The following is a 15,228-nucleotide window of genomic DNA, read 5'->3' as shown; positions in this document are numbered from 1 at the left end:
GAGGGGCTGTCGCGCGGTGGGGTTCTCGTTACCGTGACTGGCCTGACGGCCGCTCACTATGACCAGGTTCTCGACATTCTGGATGACGAAGGCACCGTGGACCTGGCCGAGCGCGAAGAAAGCTGGCGATCGGAAGGCTGGGGTGGCTATGAAGTGAGCCCCCATGCGACCGGAGCCAGGACCGTCGGGTCAGCCGTCGAGGCGGACGGAAGCTATGCTGACACTTCCTCTAAGACGGGTGACGAGAGCATTCCGATCGTCGAAGAGCAACTGCGTGTTGGCAAGCGAGACACCAGCCATGGGCGCGTGCGCGTTCGGGCGTATACCGTCGAGGAACCGGTTAGCGAAACGGTAACCTTGCGCGAGGATCGCGTTGAGCTGGAGCGCCGCCCGGTTGATCGCGCCGTCACCGATGTCGACACCGCGTTCCAGGACCGGACAGTCGAAGCCGAGGAGTATGTCGAGGAGGCGGTCGTCTCAAAAGAGGCGCGCGTTGTGGAGGAAGTTAGCCTGCGCAAAACCAGCGATACGCGCCAGGAAACGGTGACCGACAGCGTACGTCACACGGAAGTCGAGATCGACGACGAACGGTCCGACACCCCCCGCACGACCCGCTGAGCTCAGAGATATTCGCGAACTAATTCGGGGCGCATCCTTACGGGATGCGCCCCGAAATTTTCGATTTTGCTGTTCTCGAGACGAGCCATATGCCCGCAGGACTGTTGCGCGTTCTCGCAGGAGTGGCGCTTGTTGATTGCCGCTGTCGCAGCCTATCAGCACAACGCGCAGTACCAAACCATTCATATGAAGTTGTTGGCTCAGCAGCTCCTGGCGCAAACCCTTGTCTGGTCCCCCATACGCTGAGCCGCACTCGTGATTGTCTAATGTCACTGTGCCTAGTCGCCGCGCCACGAGACTAGGGTGCGCACTGATCTGGCTCAGTCAGACTTGCTGCCCTGTCCGGTATAATCCGGGTTCAGGATCGTGAACCCGACAATCAGGCGAGTGTGAGTGCATGACCAAAAACAGCCAGACGAACGAACTCCAGCAGATGACCGGGAAACAGCGGAAGGCCATGCGGATCCAGGTTTTGACCGGTCAGATTTCGGCCTGTCAAAGCAACCTGGATCTGGCGACGCAAAAGGTGGCGTCTGCGCAAACGGATATGGTGGCGGTTCAGGATGGTCTGACAATCGCCGGACAAGCCCTTGAGCGGGTCGTATCGGACAGCTGATGAAACCTGAGACAGGAGGACCCGGCCATTGACCGCCATCTAGAAGAGTTTGAATCTGTCCAGGCGACAGAAGCCGAGCATACGATCAGGTGCATCCAGCTTCTGAACTGCCACATGGAGGGGTTCCAAAGCGATCTCGAAGCGGCAACGCGTCAATTCGCGTTGGCCATGGAAAATCTGGCGGAGACCCGGGGGCACCTCAAGATGGCTAAGCAGGCGCTTGAGCGGATAGCACGAGCCTCTGAACAAGAGGCTTCACAAGATGCTTTTCAAGAGCAGGCGTGAACTTACGAGATAGCAGCATTTCCCGGTTAATCTCGCCCCCAAGGTTCTAGTAATAAGCATGTCCTCTACCCGCCAACGTGAACAGGGCGCGGCGATCACAGCCGCCGCGCCGAAAGTTCACAGATGCTGGGCAGTTGGACGGAAGATGATTTCATTGACGTCCACGTCCTCGGGCTGGCTGATCGCGAAGGCAGCCATGCGTGCGAAGCTGTCGGCGGGGATGCCGACTTGCCCGACGTAGTCGCTGTTCGCGGCCTTCACCGCGGGGTCGGAGATCTGCTCCAGCAGTTCGGTCTTGACCGCTCCGGGGCAGAGGATTGTGGAGCGGATGTTGTAAGGCTTTACCTCCTGGCGCAGGCCTTCGCAGATCGCGCGGACCGCGTATTTGGTCCCGGAGTAGACGGCGGATGCTGGAAAGACGAGGTGACCCGCCACCGAGGATGTGGTGATGAACTGCCCTGATGCCTGCGTCTTCATATGCGGCAGGGCCGCGGCGATGCCGTGCAGGACACCCTTGATGTTAACGTCGATCATCCGGCTCCACTCGTCCACCTTCAGGCTTTCAATGGCGGAAAGCGGCATGATGCCCGCATTGTTGATCATCACGTCGATACGGCCAAAACGGCCGACTGCGCCGTTCACCAGCGCCTGAACGTCCTCAAGACGGGTAGCATCAGTGGCCTGCGCCAGCGCCTCGCCACCGGCGGAGATGATCTCGGACACCAGCGCGTCCAGCCTTTCGATCCGGCGAGCGCCGAGGACCACCTTGGCGCCTTGCTGGGCCAGGTGCCGTGCCGCCGCCTCGCCCATGCCGCTGGAGGCACCAGTAATGACGATGACTTTGTCCTGGATGTTGTTGTTGCTCATTTTCAGTCTCCGAATGGGTGTTGGAACAGCGGAAGCGACCCGGCCGTCCTGTCTTGTGATGGCTTTTCGGAAATGGGCTTGCCTGAAGCATTGCCTCAGGCGAATGCAGGCGGTGGTCAGTCCGCAGCCTCGATCCGCACGGTGACGGGGTCGGCATTGTCAAAGATCGCCACGTCGTCCAGCGCCTGCCCCAGGATCACGATACCCGGAGAGGGGACCCGCCCGTCGCGGTAGTAGATGACAAAATCGCCGGAACCCCACAGCCCGAGCGTCCCTGTCGAAAAGTCGCGCTGTCGGTCGCCCGCCGGCAGGCCCTGCGGCAGATCGCCGGTCTTTTCCTGACGCAGATGGTCAGTCATGGCTAAATCCAGCGGCAGCATTGCCAGCAGTGCCTGCGCGGCGGGGCTGTCGTTCAGCTCTGCCATGACCGAACCCCGCGGGCTGGTGATGCGGATGGTGTCCTGGGCCATGGCGGGCAATCCTGTGCAAAGGGTGAGGGTCACGGAAAGCGTGGCGAAGCAATACATCTGCGGTCCTTTCATGGTCCGGGGTCAGCAGCCCGCCGCGGGCGGGAACTGATCGTCTGCGACGTGCTCCATCCAGGTCGTCCCAACGCCATCCAGGCTTTCCAGAACGGCCAGATGGGCCATGCCCTGATCCGAGGTGGCGCCGTGCCAGTGCCGGACCTCAGGCGGGATCTGGACGATATCGCCCGGACCGGCGGTGAGGACATCCTGCCCTTCGGACTGGATCAGCGCGCACCCTTGCGTGACATACAGCGTCTGGCCGAGCGGGTGACTGTGCCAGGCGGTGCGGGCGCCGGGCTGAAACGTCACCAGCGCGCCGCTGACCCGGGCATCACCCGGCGCTTCGAACGAGGGGCCGACGGTGACGCTGCCGGTGAAGGTCTCGGCTGCGGCCTCAAAGGTCTCGCCATCCGCGCGCACGATGGAGATGCTGTCCGGGGTTTCCACTGCGGCCTTGTCAGTGGCGATGTCGCCGCGGGCCTCGAAGACCTGCCGCATCGGCGTCAGCGCCGAAAAGCTGCGCGGCCAGCCCGCGTAATAGGCCAGCTGATGGGGGATCTCGGCGGCCTCCTCGAAGGTCAGGCCGTTGTCCATGGCGCGGTTCAGGTGGAAGGGCAGTTGTTCGGCCTGACCGTTTGCGATCAGCGCGGCCACCGTCACCAGGGACCGGTCGCGGGGCGCAAGGCCGGGGCGGCGCCACAGGTCGGCAAAAAGCACCTGGTCTGTGGCATCGGCCAAGCCTGGCGACACCGGACGCGCGGTCTGGTCGACAGTGGCCAGGCGCGCAGCCTCGGCCTCGCTGTCATAGGGCAGCAGTTCAGGGTTCAGCGTCACATCTGCGGTGATCCCGCGATCGACCAGCGCGGCCGCGATCTGGTTCAGCGCCGGCAGCGCCACGGGCCAACCCGCATAGAAGGCCAGATGCGTGACCAACTCCGACAACTCCTCGGGGGTGACGCCGCTGTCCAGTGCGGTGGCAATATATCGGTCAAGCTGGTCCGCACGCCCCGTGGCGACGAGGGCCGAGACGGTCAGCAGCGACCGGTCGCGCGTCGTCAGGCGGTCCTGATCGGCCCAGAGCCGGTCGGCCAGAACGTCCTGGGTATAGCGGCCGAGCTGCGGAGCAATCTGGGAGACCGCGTCAGATGTGGCCGCCTCCTGCGCATTCAGGGGCAGTGCGTAAAACGTGGCAAGGGTGATGGCATGGGGCAGACGTGTCATGTCGATCCTTTCTTCGATGCCGGGCGATACGCCCCGCATCCGGCAGATTGGGTGGCGAAAATGGTCGTCGTTCGGGAGTGGACAGTGGCAGCGCGTGGCCGCCCCCGAGATCAGGCCAGATGGCTGGCAAAGAACTCGGCCAGTCGGTCGAAGGGAATGATGTCGGTCTGATCATACAGATCGACATGATCGGCACCGGGGATGACCATCAGCTCCTTCGGCTCGGCTGCGGCGGCGAAGGCATCTTCGCTGAAATACAGCGAATGCGCGTTCTCGCCGGCAATCAGCAGCATCGGGCGGGGCGATATCTGGTCGATGTAGGTCAGGATCGGCATGTTCATGAACGACAGCGGGTTCGTGACCGTCCAGCCGGTGGTGGAGTTCACCGAGCGTTCGTGAAAGCCACGTGGCGTCTTGTAGTAGTCGAAATACATCCGGATAACCGGGTTATCGACGCCGTCCAGCGTCTCGGGCAGACCGCCAGCCAATGCGGGGGTGCCCGCCTCGGCATCGGTCCATCGCTGGCGGCTCATGTCGGTCAGCGCTTGGGTTCTCTGTTCCGGGGTCATCGCGTCGTCATATCCCCGCGCCATCACGCGGGTCATGTCATACATGCTGGTCGTGGCGACCGCCTTGACGCGTTTGTCGGCGGCGACCGCGTTCAGCGCCATCCCGGCAAAGCCGCAGATGCCGATGATGCCGATCCGCTCGCGGTCGACCTCCGGGTGCAGGCCCAGGTAATCGACGGCGGCGCTGAAGTCTTCGGTATTGATGTCGGGGGATGCGACCTGACGGGGCATCCCGCCGCTTTCGCCGACGAAGGACGGATCGAAGGCGATGGACGCATAGCCACGCTCGGCCATGGTCTGGGCATACAGACCTGCCGACTGCTCCTTGACCGCGCCGAATGGTCCGGCGATGGCCAGCGCCGGCAGCGGTCCCGAACGATCACTCGGCAGATACAGATCGCCTGATAGGGTGATGCCATAGCGGTTGGTAAAGCTGACCTTCTCATGGTCAATGGTTTCGCTTTGCGGGAAGGTCTTGTCCCATGCGGCGCCGGATTGGGCGACGGCCCGGCCCGGCGCCATCGACACCGTCGTCAGGGCGGCCAGGCCCATTCCGGTCAACTGCATCAGCGCGCGGCGGTCGATTCCAGTTTTGGTCATGTCATGTCCTCTCGAAAGGGTTGTTGTTCCAGGGAAAGCGGGGCGTTTCAGGATGCGGTGGTTTGGTTCGGCTTCAGAAGGCCGCGGCCCGTGCCGATCAGCGCCAGTGCGGCGACAGCCAGGGCGACACTGCCGGCAAGAACCGCCTGGATGGAGATGCCATCAAGCAGCAGCCCGCCCAGCACCGCCCCCAGCATGATCGAGGCCTGGACCCCGGCGACCATCAGGCTGCCGCCAGCCTCCGGGGCGTCGTCCACGTTGCGCGACATCCAGGTCATCCAGATCACCGACATGGCGGTGTTCATCGCACCCCAGATGGCCAGCAGGATGGCCGTGCCCACAACCGATCCGCCAAGGAACAGCAGCAGGATGGTGCAGGCGCCCATCACCAGCGCGGGCAGTTTCAACAGTGGCGCGATCCGGGGGCCGATCAGCCGGGCCGAGCCCCAGGTGCCCAGAAAACCCGCGCCGCCCAGAACCAGCAGCAGGACCGACAGGGTCGTCACATCGACCTGCGTCACCTGCTCCAGGAATGGGCGCAGATAGGTGAACATCATGAACGCCGACCCCCAGGACAACACTGCCGCCAGCAAGCCGCGCGCGAAATAGGGGCGGCGCAGGACCGCCAGCAGCGAGCCGAAATCTCCGCGCTTTTCAGCGGGCAGCGACGGCAGGGCAGCAGCCAGCCACATCAGGTTCAGCGCGACGATGGGCACCAACGCCCAGAAGACCTCGCGCCATCCGAACAGGCCGCCCAGATAACTGCCCAACGGCGCGGCGAAGGCCGCCGCGATGGCCTGTCCGCCATACATTAGCGCCAGCGCGCGGGGCACATCATCCGCAGGCACCAGCCGCATGATGACCGCCGTCGCCAAGGCCCAGAACCCACCGATGCACAGCCCTAGCAGGGCGCGGCCGATGATCAGCACCGTGAAGTTCGGCGCCAGCGCGACCAGCACCAGCGACACCAGCATCAGCGCCGTGATGCCCAGCAGCACGCCCTTGCGGTTCAGCGTTCCCGCCACCGTGGTGATCAGCAGGCTGGCGGTGACCGCGAACAACCCGCTGATCGAGATGGCCTGCCCGGTCTGCCCGGTGGTCGCGCCCAAGCCCTCGGCCATCGGCGTCAGCAGGCTGACCGGCATGAACTCCGACGCGATCAGCATGGCGACACACAACGACATGGCCAGAACCGCGCCCCATGCGGCACCCTGGGTGCTCGTGTCCTTGAATGTCATGTCCATGGGGTGTCCTGCGTCAGTCCGGGTTGGCAGGAACCTAGCCCCAAGAGGTCATCGCGATTAGCGGTCCAGTTCCGCATGGACTTATCGATCTGGTCGATTAGTCTATGGCAAAGCAAGGCAAAGGGACAAGATGCGCAAGCCCGACTTCAACGACCTCGTCTGGTTCCAGGCCGTGGCCGAACTGCGCAGCTTTACCAAGGCCGCGGCCCGGATCGGCGTGGCCCAATCCACCCTCAGCCACACGATCCGGCAGCTGGAGGCGCGGATGGGCTTTCCCCTGCTAACGCGCAATACCCGCAACGTGGCCCTTACGGCAGCGGGCCAGCAGCTTCTGGACACCGTCACCCCCCGGCTTGCCGAGATCGAGGACGAGATCGCCGCATTGTCGGCCCTACGCGACAAGCCGTCAGGGTCGCTCCGGCTGACATTGTCCGACCATGCTTTCGAAAGCGTGGTGTGGCCCAGGCTGAAGCCGATGCTGGCCGCCTATCCCGAGATCAGCGTCGAGTTCAGCCTCGACAGCAGCTTCCGCAACATCGTCGAGGAAGGCTTCGACGCCGGGGTCAGGCTGGGCGAGAGCATCGAGAAGGATATGATCGCCATACGCATCGGCCCGGACTGGCGGCTGGTGGCGGTGGCCTCGCCCGATTACCTCGCCAGCCGCGGGATGCCCAAGCATCCGCAAGATCTGCTGCGTCACAGCTGCATCAACATGCGCCATATCACCGCCGGTGGTCTCTACGCGTGGGAGTTCGAAAAGGACGGCCAGCCCCTGCGTGTGCGGGTCGATGGCCAGCTGACCTTCAACAACTCCTACGCGATGATCGACGCAGCCGTGGCTGGGCTGGGCATCGCTTATGTGCCCGAGAACATCGTCGCAGCGCAGTTGGAGGCAGGAACCCTTGTCCTGGCGCTGGACGAGTGGTCCCCGTTCTTTGAGGGGTATTACCTCTATTATCCAAGCCGACGTCAGAACATGCCGGTGTTCAAGGCGCTGACGGATGCGCTTAGGATCCAGATTCATTGAGTTTCAGAGCCAGAAGAGGACTGTTGCGGCGAGGGCGATACGGAGAAGAAAGTCTCCGGGCATCGGTCATATCGGGTGGGAACCCGTCGCCAGTGCTTAAGGCGGCCAAAGATGATCTCGATGCGGTTGCGGTGTTTGTAGCGCCTCTTGCGGTATTTCATCGCCCTCTTGCGGAGCTTCCGGCCCGGTATGCAGACCTTTATCCCCTTGTCTTTCAACGCGTCCCTGAACCAGTCGGCGTCATAACCCCTGTCGGCGAGCAACCACCCCGAGGGCTCGCGTTCCATCAGTCACGACATCGCTCTGCCTGAAAATGCATGGGCTAGTCTTGTTATGACCGAAGGATCAGGCCCAGCTGTGCCAATGTGTAACCGTGCTGCCCCGCAATCCGCTCAAGATCATCGGCGGCCGCGGCACGTTTTGCGATCCTCGCGCGCTTCTGGATCTTGGCATCAACGAAGCTCGGCGATGGTATCGGGATAACGGCAGCAGGCGCAGACACTTGGGACATGTCTGCGATCGCTACTGGATCAGGAACGCGCGCGGCATCAGCGTCAGGGAATGTCTTCACGTTGGCCGGCGCAGGGCCATGAGGCTGGTCTTCCACCGTTCGGGTGCTGGTGAGCTGAACCGGATTGCCCAAGCGGACATAGTGCTCGGCGGACTGCAGGAAGGCCTCAGACGCGACACGGTCATTGGAAAGCCGCGCTTCCTCCGCAAACTGCAGATAACGCTCGACGAGTTGCTCTGCCGTGCCTCGGATCTTGCCTTTGGCGCTCGTGCTCTCATGGACGCGGTTTGCAGGACCACGCTGCTGTTGTGACGATCGCGATGCGTCACCTCGCCGGTGTCGATACTGTTTCATGAGCCAATACGATAAGGATGGCGGCGATCAGTATGCCGCTCTCAACCGGCATATGGTGAACCTTGCTGACCAGCAAGCGCCCGCATGCTCATACACAGTCGGAAAAACAATGCTGCGACGCGCTGTAATTATCGCGATGAGCAGACCTGCCGCAGCCAAGATGCCCTTTGTCCATACGTAAGGTTATCGGAGGCTCAATGCGCCCCGCGGGACATGACCACGGCGGGAATGGTCATGAAGATGATGCGCAGGTCCATCCATGGGTTCCAGTTCATGACATAGAAACGATCAAGCTGCACACGCTCCAGATAGGTCGTGTTGCTGCGGCCGCTGATCTGCCAGAGGCCGGACAGCCCGGGCCGCGCCGACAGATAGTGCCGGGCGGAGCTGGCGTAGTAGTCCAGCTCTTCCCGCACGACCGGACGCGGGCCGACAAGGCTCATCTCTCCGGTCAGCACGTTCAAAAGCTGCGGCAGCTCGTCCAGGCTCAGCTTGCGCAGCACCGCGGCCAAGGGGGTGACGCGCGGATCATCGATCAGCTTGCGCTGTTCGTTCCAAAGCGCCGCCTTGGCGGGGTGCTTGCGCAGATACTGTTCCAGGACCGTGTCGCCGTCGACGACCATGGTGCGGAATTTCCAGCACCGGAACTCGCGGCCGCCAAAGCCGATGCGGCGGTGCCCATAGAGCAGCGGCCCTGAATCCGTCAGTTTCAGCACGATGACCAGCGCCAGGATCAACGGCGCCAGCAGCACCAGGCCAAGGACTGCCAGCGTGATGTCCAGCCCACGCTTGGCGATACCCCCGACGGGGACATCCCTGCCTTTGCGAAACCGATGCAGTCCCGCAAGTGCAGGATAGCCCGCAAGGGAGGGGTGATAGTCAGAGACTAAATCTCTTTGAGCACGGAGCATACGCATCGCAACAACTAACCTACTAACAAACAGGAAAACTCCCGACAGGCTCGTACGGGCTTGGCCTATGAAACAGTTCGATAAAATTTTATCAAACTGGATATATAGTCAGGTTGTTCAGGATCCTGACACACAGGTGCAGAAAAAGTCCTTCGATCAGACACCTCGGCTGGCCATACGACAGACCTTTGGCAGACGCGTCAGCTGGTCTGGCTGATTGCAACTGAACCAGACGAACTCGCGCTCAACAATTTCAGTGGCGCTATTCCTGCGTTCAGCACCAAGGATGCTGGCTGTTTTTTAAGTCAGTGGATAGCCGCGCTGCATCTCAATCCGGCCCAATGCTAGAGCGTGGCCTCTATCAACCGGCGAGCCTGTACAACTGATCCTGTTGCCGGATGAGCTTTTCGTAAAGAGCTCGATACCGGGTGTTGTGGCGATATGCAGCAAGAGCTGAAACGATCATATCGAGTTCGTCTTCAGAAGCGATGGCCATGATCACGTTGTCCCGCACGGTTGTCTCCGTTAATTTTCTGTTTTACCGGCATCAACATGTAGCGCACGTCGTGGTTGCACTGATTAACCGCAAGTTGAGGTTCTGGCGAAAACGCGCTCAGATTAGCCGCAGCGACCCGTGCCTCGACCGCCATTCGCACTCTACTCTTGGCATCCTGAGCACGACGAAATCCTGTGTATCCGTTTACGAGATGATAAAATGCAGTGACCGACATTGAGATGTCTCACGATAAGCTTCACTGACCCTGTTGAAAGCACGGCAATTGCCCCCCTCGCCTCTCATACGCAGTAGCATTGGCCCTCATCTTGCGGCTGATATCGCCGCCCTCATCACTGCGGAATCGCTGCCCGAGGGCGCGCATCTGCGAACCGCTGACCTAGCACGGCGATTTGCGGTCTCGCGCTGGCCGGTCGAGCAGGCGTTGAAGAAGTTGGCCCGGACCGGGCAGGTCCGCCATGAACCGAACCGCGGCTTTTTTGTGCGCCATGACGGCCCCGCGGCGCCCGCGACGGCGCCCGACCCCGTCCACGCGGCTTATCTGCGTCTGGCCTTCATGCTGACCGAACAGGCCTTCGGCCCGCAGGTCACCGAACAGCAGATCCGCGACCGGTTCGCCCTGACCAAGCGGCAGACGCTGGAGCTGATGGGCCGCTTGGTCCGTGAAGGGATTGCCGAAAAGCGGGCTGGATATGGCTGGAACATCAACACGGAGCTGATTGCTCCGGACGCGCTGGCCCATACCACGCAGATGCGGCTGATCCTGGAACCCGCCGCACTGCGCCTGCCCGGCTATCAGCTGCCCAAGGGCGACATCGCCCGCCTGCGCCGCGTCGAGGATGACCTTCTGGGAGGCACTATCGACCTTGCCCCGCCCGACACGTTGTACCTGCGCGGCGCCCAGTTCCATGAGGCGCTCATGGCGGGCGCGGGCAATCCCTTCATGCTGCAGGCGCTGATGCGGGTGAACCGGGTACGGCGGCTGCTGACCTATCGCGCGATGAACGACCGCGAGCGCTATTACCGGCAGTCGCGCGAGCATATGGCTATTCTTGATCTGATCGAGGCCGGCGATCACTCCGCCGCCGCCCGGCAGATGGAGGCACATCTGCGCAAGGTGCGCCACAGCCTATCAACGCTCGGCTTCATCGCGGCGCAGGACGTGGCCTCAGCGCAATCCGACTAGGGATGATGATTGCAACAGCGCTCGCTGTTCCAAACGGACACGTACGGATGCATGCGCTGCCATCACCCGCGCTGATAGATTTTGCCGTAATTTCCTTGAATTGCCAGCGATACGGTTGCCGCAGCCGCTATCGCCATCATCTCACCGCCATCCTCTAGGGCGGTGAACACGACATCAGCCATCGGTCCCTCTATCATGATATGGGCGATGTCGAAGACCACTGCGCAGAAGATCAGAATGGCTATCGGGTACACGATGCTCCTCAAGACAGTGCCATCGCCACTGCGCCGGCCTCTGTAGGCCCACACCCCCAATGAAGCCAGGATTGCTGCCGCCAGGACCCAGGCCAGGAGTTCTCCCAGGTCTTTCTCCCGAAGACCAAAGAGCGCGGGAAGTTCGAACGCATGCGCGAGAATTATTCCCAACCGCTCGTGGTACTGGCAGGAGTCATCAAACCAGGCAAAGGCGAAGAACGAGAACAGGAACAGCGACAACCGGGATCTGGTCTTGTGGAACACATAGAGAAAGGATGTGAAGCAGATGAATAGCATCCCGTGATTGAGGTTCTCCGAGACTGAGTTGTCGCCTCCCAGGTTCACGAAGGAATGGATGACACCGGCAAACCCATCCTCGCCGTGTCCCTGCAAGAACATCATGCTGTACGTGATGATGTGGATCACGATGAGAACCAAGGCGACCCCCGCCAACAGCAACCCGACTTTCATAGCAGATTTGTCATCGATCACCCTGTACGGGACTGCGGAGCATTCATGCCGTCTGTTTGCTGTCTGATCGGTCAAGGGTGCTACTGTCTTTCTTCATCATCGGTCGCAGTGTGCGAGTGGTAATTGTATGCATATTTGATCGCAAGAATGCGGGGAGCAATGAGTCTATAGCCTCTGGACGGATATTCCAACAATCGCGTCAAGCTCTCTTGATCGACGTCCCTGCTGCACCACCAATGTGATCTCCGGTCCAAGCGCTGCCGACCACCCATCGACGTCATTCGAAGTTTAGCCTAGCCAAATGCGTGAACTGTGTGGTTCACTACACGTCTCGCGTGCATTCCAGCTGGAGGAGCAACTCATGACGATCATCGACGCCCAAGTCTGCGCTATCCTGCAAAGAATGGCTCAGACCTGTGCAGATGCGCAGGTCGAGCAGGCCTATGTCCGTAAGATGGTGTTCAACAGCAAAGTGAGGGTCGTATCGGATAAGTGCCCCACGACCCGGCGTATCAACTAGACGCCTGAGCCCACGGTCCGGCGTATCGCCCGACATCAGCGAAGGTCGAGCGGGACGGTATGTTTGCCATCCCACTCGGCCAGTCGCGTCCCGAGGTGGATCACGTAGCGCGCAACGGGGCTGTGGGCATCATCGGGAGCCAAATGAGCGTCCAGTGCGAGATAGACCGCTATGGCGCTCTGGTATTCAGCGGCGGAGGTGATCTCCGCCGCACCGCCGAAGTGGTCGAGACAGGCAAGGATGCCACCGACTTGCGCCTCGGACACGCCCGCAGCGAGAAGCCTGTCGCGCAGATCTCGATCAATCATCGCCCACCTAGAGGGCACTGGGGTTTGCAGCCCCGTCCAGAGGCCTGTTGCCTGGTCATCAGCGGTCTTCTCCCTTGCCGCGATGCCAGATAGTCCTTCCCACCGTTGTAAGGTCAATGTGTCCACGGATGTGTGATCCGTCTTGACCGATTCTTCGGCCGCGATCTTAACTGCCGCGGTATTGGTGAGGGAGCCGAAAGCCATGAATATCGGCGACGCCTCCGCAGGTTCCGGGGTCTCTGCAAAGATGATCCGCTATTACGAGCAGATCGGCCTGATCCCGCCTGCTGCGCGGACGGCTTCGGGCTATCGCGATTATGATCCGCGCGACGTTCACATCCTTCGGTTCATCGCTCGCGCCCGCGATCTCGGATTTTCCATCAACGAGATATCCGAGTTGCTCGACCTGTGGCGCAGCACGGACAGGCGCAGCGCGGATGTAAAGGCGTTGGCGCAGGCTAAGGTCGATGACATGCGCCGCAAGATCGCCGATCTGCAGGTGATGGCCGACACGCTCGAAACGCTGGTCGGCACCTGTGCCGGCGATGATCGTCCGAACTGTCCGATCCTGTAGGAGCTGGAAACGGCGGATGCAAATATGTCCCCGATGACATCGCGTCAGGCACCCGGCGCCGTTCCGGTCGGCCGCCTCGCGCATCTGTCCGGCACTCTCAAACAGGGCCAATCCACCGCTTGACCGGATCTGTTCAGCCCTTGTTCGCCATGGAGGGTGGTGCGTAACATTTAAAAGCGGGCGCCTGTGAGGCGCCCGCAGTCAAATTCGTGTATGTTCAGCCATTCCGCAGCACCAGCGCTGCAGGTGCCTGCTGTCACAGGATGCCACGATCCCGCGTCGGATCAGCCACAAGGGGCGAGGTCGCCGACGTTCCCGTCTGGCCAGCCGACGCGACGCGCAGATTGTTCTGGACGTGCTTCACACCCGAAGCGCGCTCGGCGACGTCCTCGGCGTGACGCTTGGCAAAGCGCTCCGGAACGGTACCGGTCAGCGTGACCTCGCCGTCTTGTACCATCACCTCGATGTCGGATGCGTCCAGCTGGCCGTCATCCATCAGGCGTTCGCTTACGTCTTCCTTGATCCGCTCGTCCGACCGGATATAGCCCTTCGGCCCGGTGCCGCGATGCTTGTCCATCTCACGACGGCGGCTCGCATCCTCGTCGCCGAACCACGAAGCCACCTCATCACCGGCCCGATCGAGGAAACCGCGGTCATCGTCCTGCTCGACGCGTCCACGCCCGTGGGACTGATCGCCGCGTCCATAGCCGCTGTTCGAGACAGAGCGATCATGGGACCACCCGGTCCGCGGATCCGCGCTCAAGCCGCCACGACGGCCATGGCCATCATCGTCCCGTCCATAACCGCCGGTCTGTCCGTATCCACGATCGTAGTTCGCCGACCGATTGCCGACGCTGTAGCGGTCGCGGTTTTCCCGAACCTCGTCCATGTCGCGGCGGCGCTCTGCCTGGCCATCGCCGACCCACGACTTGACCTCGTCGGTGGCCTTGTCTGTCCAGTCCCGCGAGTTGCGGTTCATGTCGCGGTTGCCATAGTCCTGGCTGGGGCGACCCATGCGATCGCGGTCGTTGTATTCGTTAGCCATAGCGTGTCCTCCTCAAAACACGGGTGCCAAGCGGCACCTCAGATGCGGGAGAAACAGCGGCTCAACCGAGAGCGTTCCGGCACATAAATGTTATCGGCGGGAAGCAGGTTTCTCCACACCAGGCCGGCGGGCGTTACTGACCTTGGCACTTTGAGATGCGCCTGACAGCACACGGGCAATCGCCACCTGCATGTCGAGCTTCTTACGCACGTTTCGATATGCAGCGTTGTGCGAATAGGCAGTCAGAGCATTATCGATAAGGACCCAGTCCTCTAAAGACATGGCCAGGCGAAACATCACGTCATCCGACATACGGCGCATACTGGTTACCTTGGTTACGCTGAACAACTACAGGGTGAAGATATGCCGTTCTTGCACATTGTGAAGTTGGCTATTCGGACAGCCTATATTCAAGACGGATGTGGGCGGGCAAAAATACGACTGCGTAACAGTCAACTTCGTTCACCAGCGTGCAGCGAAACCAGAGGTCCTTGCACGAAAAGCACCTGCAGCCGCGGACCTCAGAGAGGGGAAAGTGGCTTCCGAAAGATCCGCTCAAGATCACTGGCATCGTAGAGGCTCGGCGATGTGTCCAACCTTGCCGAGGTCAACGCAACGCATCTAGAAGTGAAAAGCTCTCCTGATATCACTAGGCGAATGGCCAATGCTTATGGTAATTTTTTTGCGTCCCACGAGCTGAAAGGGCCCCGGTCCATCGGGGCCCTTTTTCAGTCCAGGCTGGTTCTGGTTTCGACGCCGGGATCTCAATGACGTTGAAGTTAGAAAAAATAGTGGCTGTGGTTTCCCACAGCCGCCGCCTATCCCCAGGCAATCTTTCACAGGCATCACCTTAAATTTCCGTTTTCTCTCGTACACGACTTGTGGCGCGCGACCGTCGACATAATCGCCATCGCAAAAAGGTACGGCCGGGCAGCCATTCGCGTCGATCACGAATGGCTGCCCGACGCTCAGTAGGTTTCGACGACGGCGCTATACTCGCCGCGCA

The 15,228-nt window shown here is 61.3% G+C and carries 18 protein-coding genes and 1 pseudogene; 6 read left to right on the top strand and 13 right to left on the bottom strand.

Annotated elements, in window-relative coordinates; genetic code table 11:
- Both FHD67_RS18705 and FHD67_RS18700 read left to right on the top strand, forming a co-directional pair.
- On the top strand, nt 1-618 hold a 618-nt coding region (locus FHD67_RS18705), incomplete at its 5' end, for a YsnF/AvaK domain-containing protein (RefSeq protein ID WP_139599647.1).
- Between the two features lie 397 nt (nt 619-1,015).
- Nucleotides 1,016-1,234, top strand: coding sequence for a hypothetical protein (locus tag FHD67_RS18700; protein ID WP_139599646.1), 219 nt, complete (start codon nt 1,016-1,018; stop codon nt 1,232-1,234).
- Nucleotides 1,235-1,636: 402 nt separating this feature from the next.
- Here the strand turns inward: FHD67_RS18700 and FHD67_RS18695 are convergent, their stop codons facing one another.
- The 5 genes from FHD67_RS18695 to FHD67_RS18675 all read right to left on the bottom strand — a co-directional run bounded on the left by FHD67_RS18695 (nt 1,637) and on the right by FHD67_RS18675 (nt 6,547).
- The gene (locus FHD67_RS18695; RefSeq protein ID WP_139599645.1) at nt 1,637-2,386 is read right to left on the bottom strand and encodes an SDR family oxidoreductase; all 750 of its coding nucleotides are present in this window, start codon (nt 2,384-2,386) and stop codon (nt 1,637-1,639) included.
- Between the two features lie 116 nt (nt 2,387-2,502).
- A complete protein-coding gene (locus FHD67_RS18690; protein WP_176695207.1) occupies nt 2,503-2,856 on the bottom strand; it encodes a cyclophilin-like fold protein in 354 nt (117 codons plus the stop codon).
- 81 nt (nt 2,857-2,937) lie between these two features.
- Entirely contained in the window at nt 2,938-4,134 is a 1,197-nt protein-coding gene (locus FHD67_RS21135) for a (R)-mandelonitrile lyase (RefSeq protein WP_176695206.1), read from the bottom strand.
- A 110-nt stretch (nt 4,135-4,244) separates the two neighbouring features.
- Nucleotides 4,245-5,303 carry an alpha/beta hydrolase gene (locus FHD67_RS18680; protein WP_139599642.1) on the bottom strand — a complete coding sequence of 353 codons (1,059 nt, stop codon included), beginning with the start codon at nt 5,301-5,303 and terminating at the stop codon, nt 4,245-4,247.
- Nucleotides 5,304-5,350: 47 nt separating this feature from the next.
- The gene (locus FHD67_RS18675; RefSeq protein ID WP_139599641.1) at nt 5,351-6,547 is read right to left on the bottom strand and encodes an MFS transporter; all 1,197 of its coding nucleotides are present in this window, start codon (nt 6,545-6,547) and stop codon (nt 5,351-5,353) included.
- 130 nt (nt 6,548-6,677) lie between these two features.
- Between FHD67_RS18675 and FHD67_RS18670 the strand changes: the two genes are divergently transcribed.
- A complete protein-coding gene (locus FHD67_RS18670; protein WP_139599640.1) occupies nt 6,678-7,574 on the top strand; it encodes a LysR family transcriptional regulator in 897 nt (298 codons plus the stop codon).
- Nucleotides 7,575-7,577: 3 nt separating this feature from the next.
- Here the strand turns inward: FHD67_RS18670 and FHD67_RS18665 are convergent.
- The 4 genes and pseudogenes from FHD67_RS18665 to FHD67_RS20600 form a co-directional block, all read right to left on the bottom strand.
- Nucleotides 7,578-7,840: pseudogene (locus tag FHD67_RS18665) on the bottom strand (transposase); the annotation flags it as partial.
- A 65-nt stretch (nt 7,841-7,905) separates the two neighbouring features.
- On the bottom strand, nt 7,906-8,439 hold the full coding sequence (locus tag FHD67_RS21240) for a DUF4167 domain-containing protein (protein ID WP_139599639.1): 534 nt from the start codon (nt 8,437-8,439) through the stop codon (nt 7,906-7,908).
- Nucleotides 8,440-8,633: 194 nt separating this feature from the next.
- The gene (locus FHD67_RS18655; RefSeq protein WP_246071347.1) at nt 8,634-9,356 is read right to left on the bottom strand and encodes a sugar transferase; all 723 of its coding nucleotides are present in this window, start codon (nt 9,354-9,356) and stop codon (nt 8,634-8,636) included.
- Nucleotides 9,357-9,711: 355 nt separating this feature from the next.
- Nucleotides 9,712-9,864, bottom strand: a complete 153-nt coding sequence (locus FHD67_RS20600; RefSeq protein WP_156118045.1) for a hypothetical protein — start codon at nt 9,862-9,864, stop codon at nt 9,712-9,714.
- A 250-nt stretch (nt 9,865-10,114) separates the two neighbouring features.
- Between FHD67_RS20600 and FHD67_RS18650 the strand changes: the two genes are divergently transcribed.
- Nucleotides 10,115-11,050, top strand: coding sequence for a GntR family transcriptional regulator (locus FHD67_RS18650; RefSeq protein WP_342775328.1), 936 nt, complete (start codon nt 10,115-10,117; stop codon nt 11,048-11,050).
- A gap of 62 nt (nt 11,051-11,112) precedes the next feature.
- On the opposite strand, the gene FHD67_RS18645 is transcribed toward FHD67_RS18650, so the two are convergent.
- The gene (locus FHD67_RS18645; RefSeq protein WP_176695204.1) at nt 11,113-11,850 is read right to left on the bottom strand and encodes a hypothetical protein; all 738 of its coding nucleotides are present in this window, start codon (nt 11,848-11,850) and stop codon (nt 11,113-11,115) included.
- 286 nt (nt 11,851-12,136) lie between these two features.
- Between FHD67_RS18645 and FHD67_RS20595 the strand changes: the two genes are divergently transcribed.
- Nucleotides 12,137-12,295, top strand: a complete 159-nt coding sequence (locus FHD67_RS20595) for a hypothetical protein (protein WP_176695203.1) — start codon at nt 12,137-12,139, stop codon at nt 12,293-12,295.
- A 35-nt stretch (nt 12,296-12,330) separates the two neighbouring features.
- Here FHD67_RS20595 and FHD67_RS18640 read toward each other — a convergent pair whose 3' ends face one another.
- Nucleotides 12,331-12,807 (bottom strand): hypothetical protein, encoded by a 477-nt coding sequence (locus tag FHD67_RS18640; RefSeq protein ID WP_139599635.1) that lies wholly within the window; start codon nt 12,805-12,807, stop codon nt 12,331-12,333.
- Here FHD67_RS18640 and cueR point away from each other — a divergent pair.
- Nucleotides 12,806-13,177 carry a Cu(I)-responsive transcriptional regulator gene (gene cueR, locus FHD67_RS18635; RefSeq protein ID WP_139599634.1) on the top strand — a complete coding sequence of 124 codons (372 nt, stop codon included), beginning with the start codon at nt 12,806-12,808 and terminating at the stop codon, nt 13,175-13,177. The two genes, FHD67_RS18640 and cueR, sit on opposite strands and share 2 nt — an antisense overlap.
- A gap of 256 nt (nt 13,178-13,433) precedes the next feature.
- On the opposite strand, the gene FHD67_RS18630 is transcribed toward cueR, so the two are convergent.
- Both FHD67_RS18630 and FHD67_RS18625 read right to left on the bottom strand, forming a co-directional pair.
- Nucleotides 13,434-14,222: an SWFGD domain-containing protein gene (locus FHD67_RS18630; RefSeq protein WP_218062351.1), complete on the bottom strand. Its 789-nt coding sequence runs from the start codon at nt 14,220-14,222 to the stop codon at nt 13,434-13,436.
- 90 nt (nt 14,223-14,312) lie between these two features.
- A complete protein-coding gene (locus FHD67_RS18625) occupies nt 14,313-14,543 on the bottom strand; it encodes a hypothetical protein (RefSeq protein WP_139599633.1) in 231 nt (76 codons plus the stop codon).
- Between the last annotated feature and the right edge of the window lie 685 nt (nt 14,544-15,228).

Origin of the sequence: Paracoccus haeundaensis (assembly GCF_006239215.1) — a bacterium.
GTDB classification, from domain to species: Bacteria; Pseudomonadota; Alphaproteobacteria; order Rhodobacterales; family Rhodobacteraceae; genus Paracoccus; species Paracoccus marcusii.
Note: the sequence above shows the minus strand (reverse complement) of the source record. Positions and strands in the feature narration are given on the sequence as shown.

Bases quoted from the DNA above. Each gene is read 5' to 3' on its own strand.
- FHD67_RS18700 (WP_139599646.1), top strand. From the start codon at position 1,016: ATGACCAAAAACAGCCAGACGAACGAACTCCAGCAGATGACCGGGAAA.
- FHD67_RS18695 (WP_139599645.1), bottom strand. From the start codon at position 2,386: ATGAGCAACAACAACATCCAGGACAAAGTCATCGTCATTACTGGTGCC.
- FHD67_RS18690 (WP_176695207.1), bottom strand. From the start codon at position 2,856: ATGGCCCAGGACACCATCCGCATCACCAGCCCGCGGGGTTCGGTCATG.
- FHD67_RS21135 (WP_176695206.1), bottom strand. From the start codon at position 4,134: ATGACACGTCTGCCCCATGCCATCACCCTTGCCACGTTTTACGCACTG.
- FHD67_RS18680 (WP_139599642.1), bottom strand. From the start codon at position 5,303: ATGACCAAAACTGGAATCGACCGCCGCGCGCTGATGCAGTTGACCGGA.
- FHD67_RS18675 (WP_139599641.1), bottom strand. From the start codon at position 6,547: ATGGACATGACATTCAAGGACACGAGCACCCAGGGTGCCGCATGGGGC.
- FHD67_RS18670 (WP_139599640.1), top strand. From the start codon at position 6,678: ATGCGCAAGCCCGACTTCAACGACCTCGTCTGGTTCCAGGCCGTGGCC.
- FHD67_RS21240 (WP_139599639.1), bottom strand. From the start codon at position 8,439: ATGAAACAGTATCGACACCGGCGAGGTGACGCATCGCGATCGTCACAA.
- FHD67_RS18655 (WP_246071347.1), bottom strand. From the start codon at position 9,356: ATGCGTATGCTCCGTGCTCAAAGAGATTTAGTCTCTGACTATCACCCC.
- FHD67_RS20595 (WP_176695203.1), top strand. From the start codon at position 12,137: ATGACGATCATCGACGCCCAAGTCTGCGCTATCCTGCAAAGAATGGCT.
- cueR (WP_139599634.1), top strand. From the start codon at position 12,806: ATGAATATCGGCGACGCCTCCGCAGGTTCCGGGGTCTCTGCAAAGATG.
- FHD67_RS18640 (WP_139599635.1), bottom strand. From the start codon at position 12,807: ATGGCTTTCGGCTCCCTCACCAATACCGCGGCAGTTAAGATCGCGGCC.
- FHD67_RS18630 (WP_218062351.1), bottom strand. From the start codon at position 14,222: ATGGCTAACGAATACAACGACCGCGATCGCATGGGTCGCCCCAGCCAG.
- FHD67_RS18625 (WP_139599633.1), bottom strand. From the start codon at position 14,543: ATGCGCCGTATGTCGGATGACGTGATGTTTCGCCTGGCCATGTCTTTA.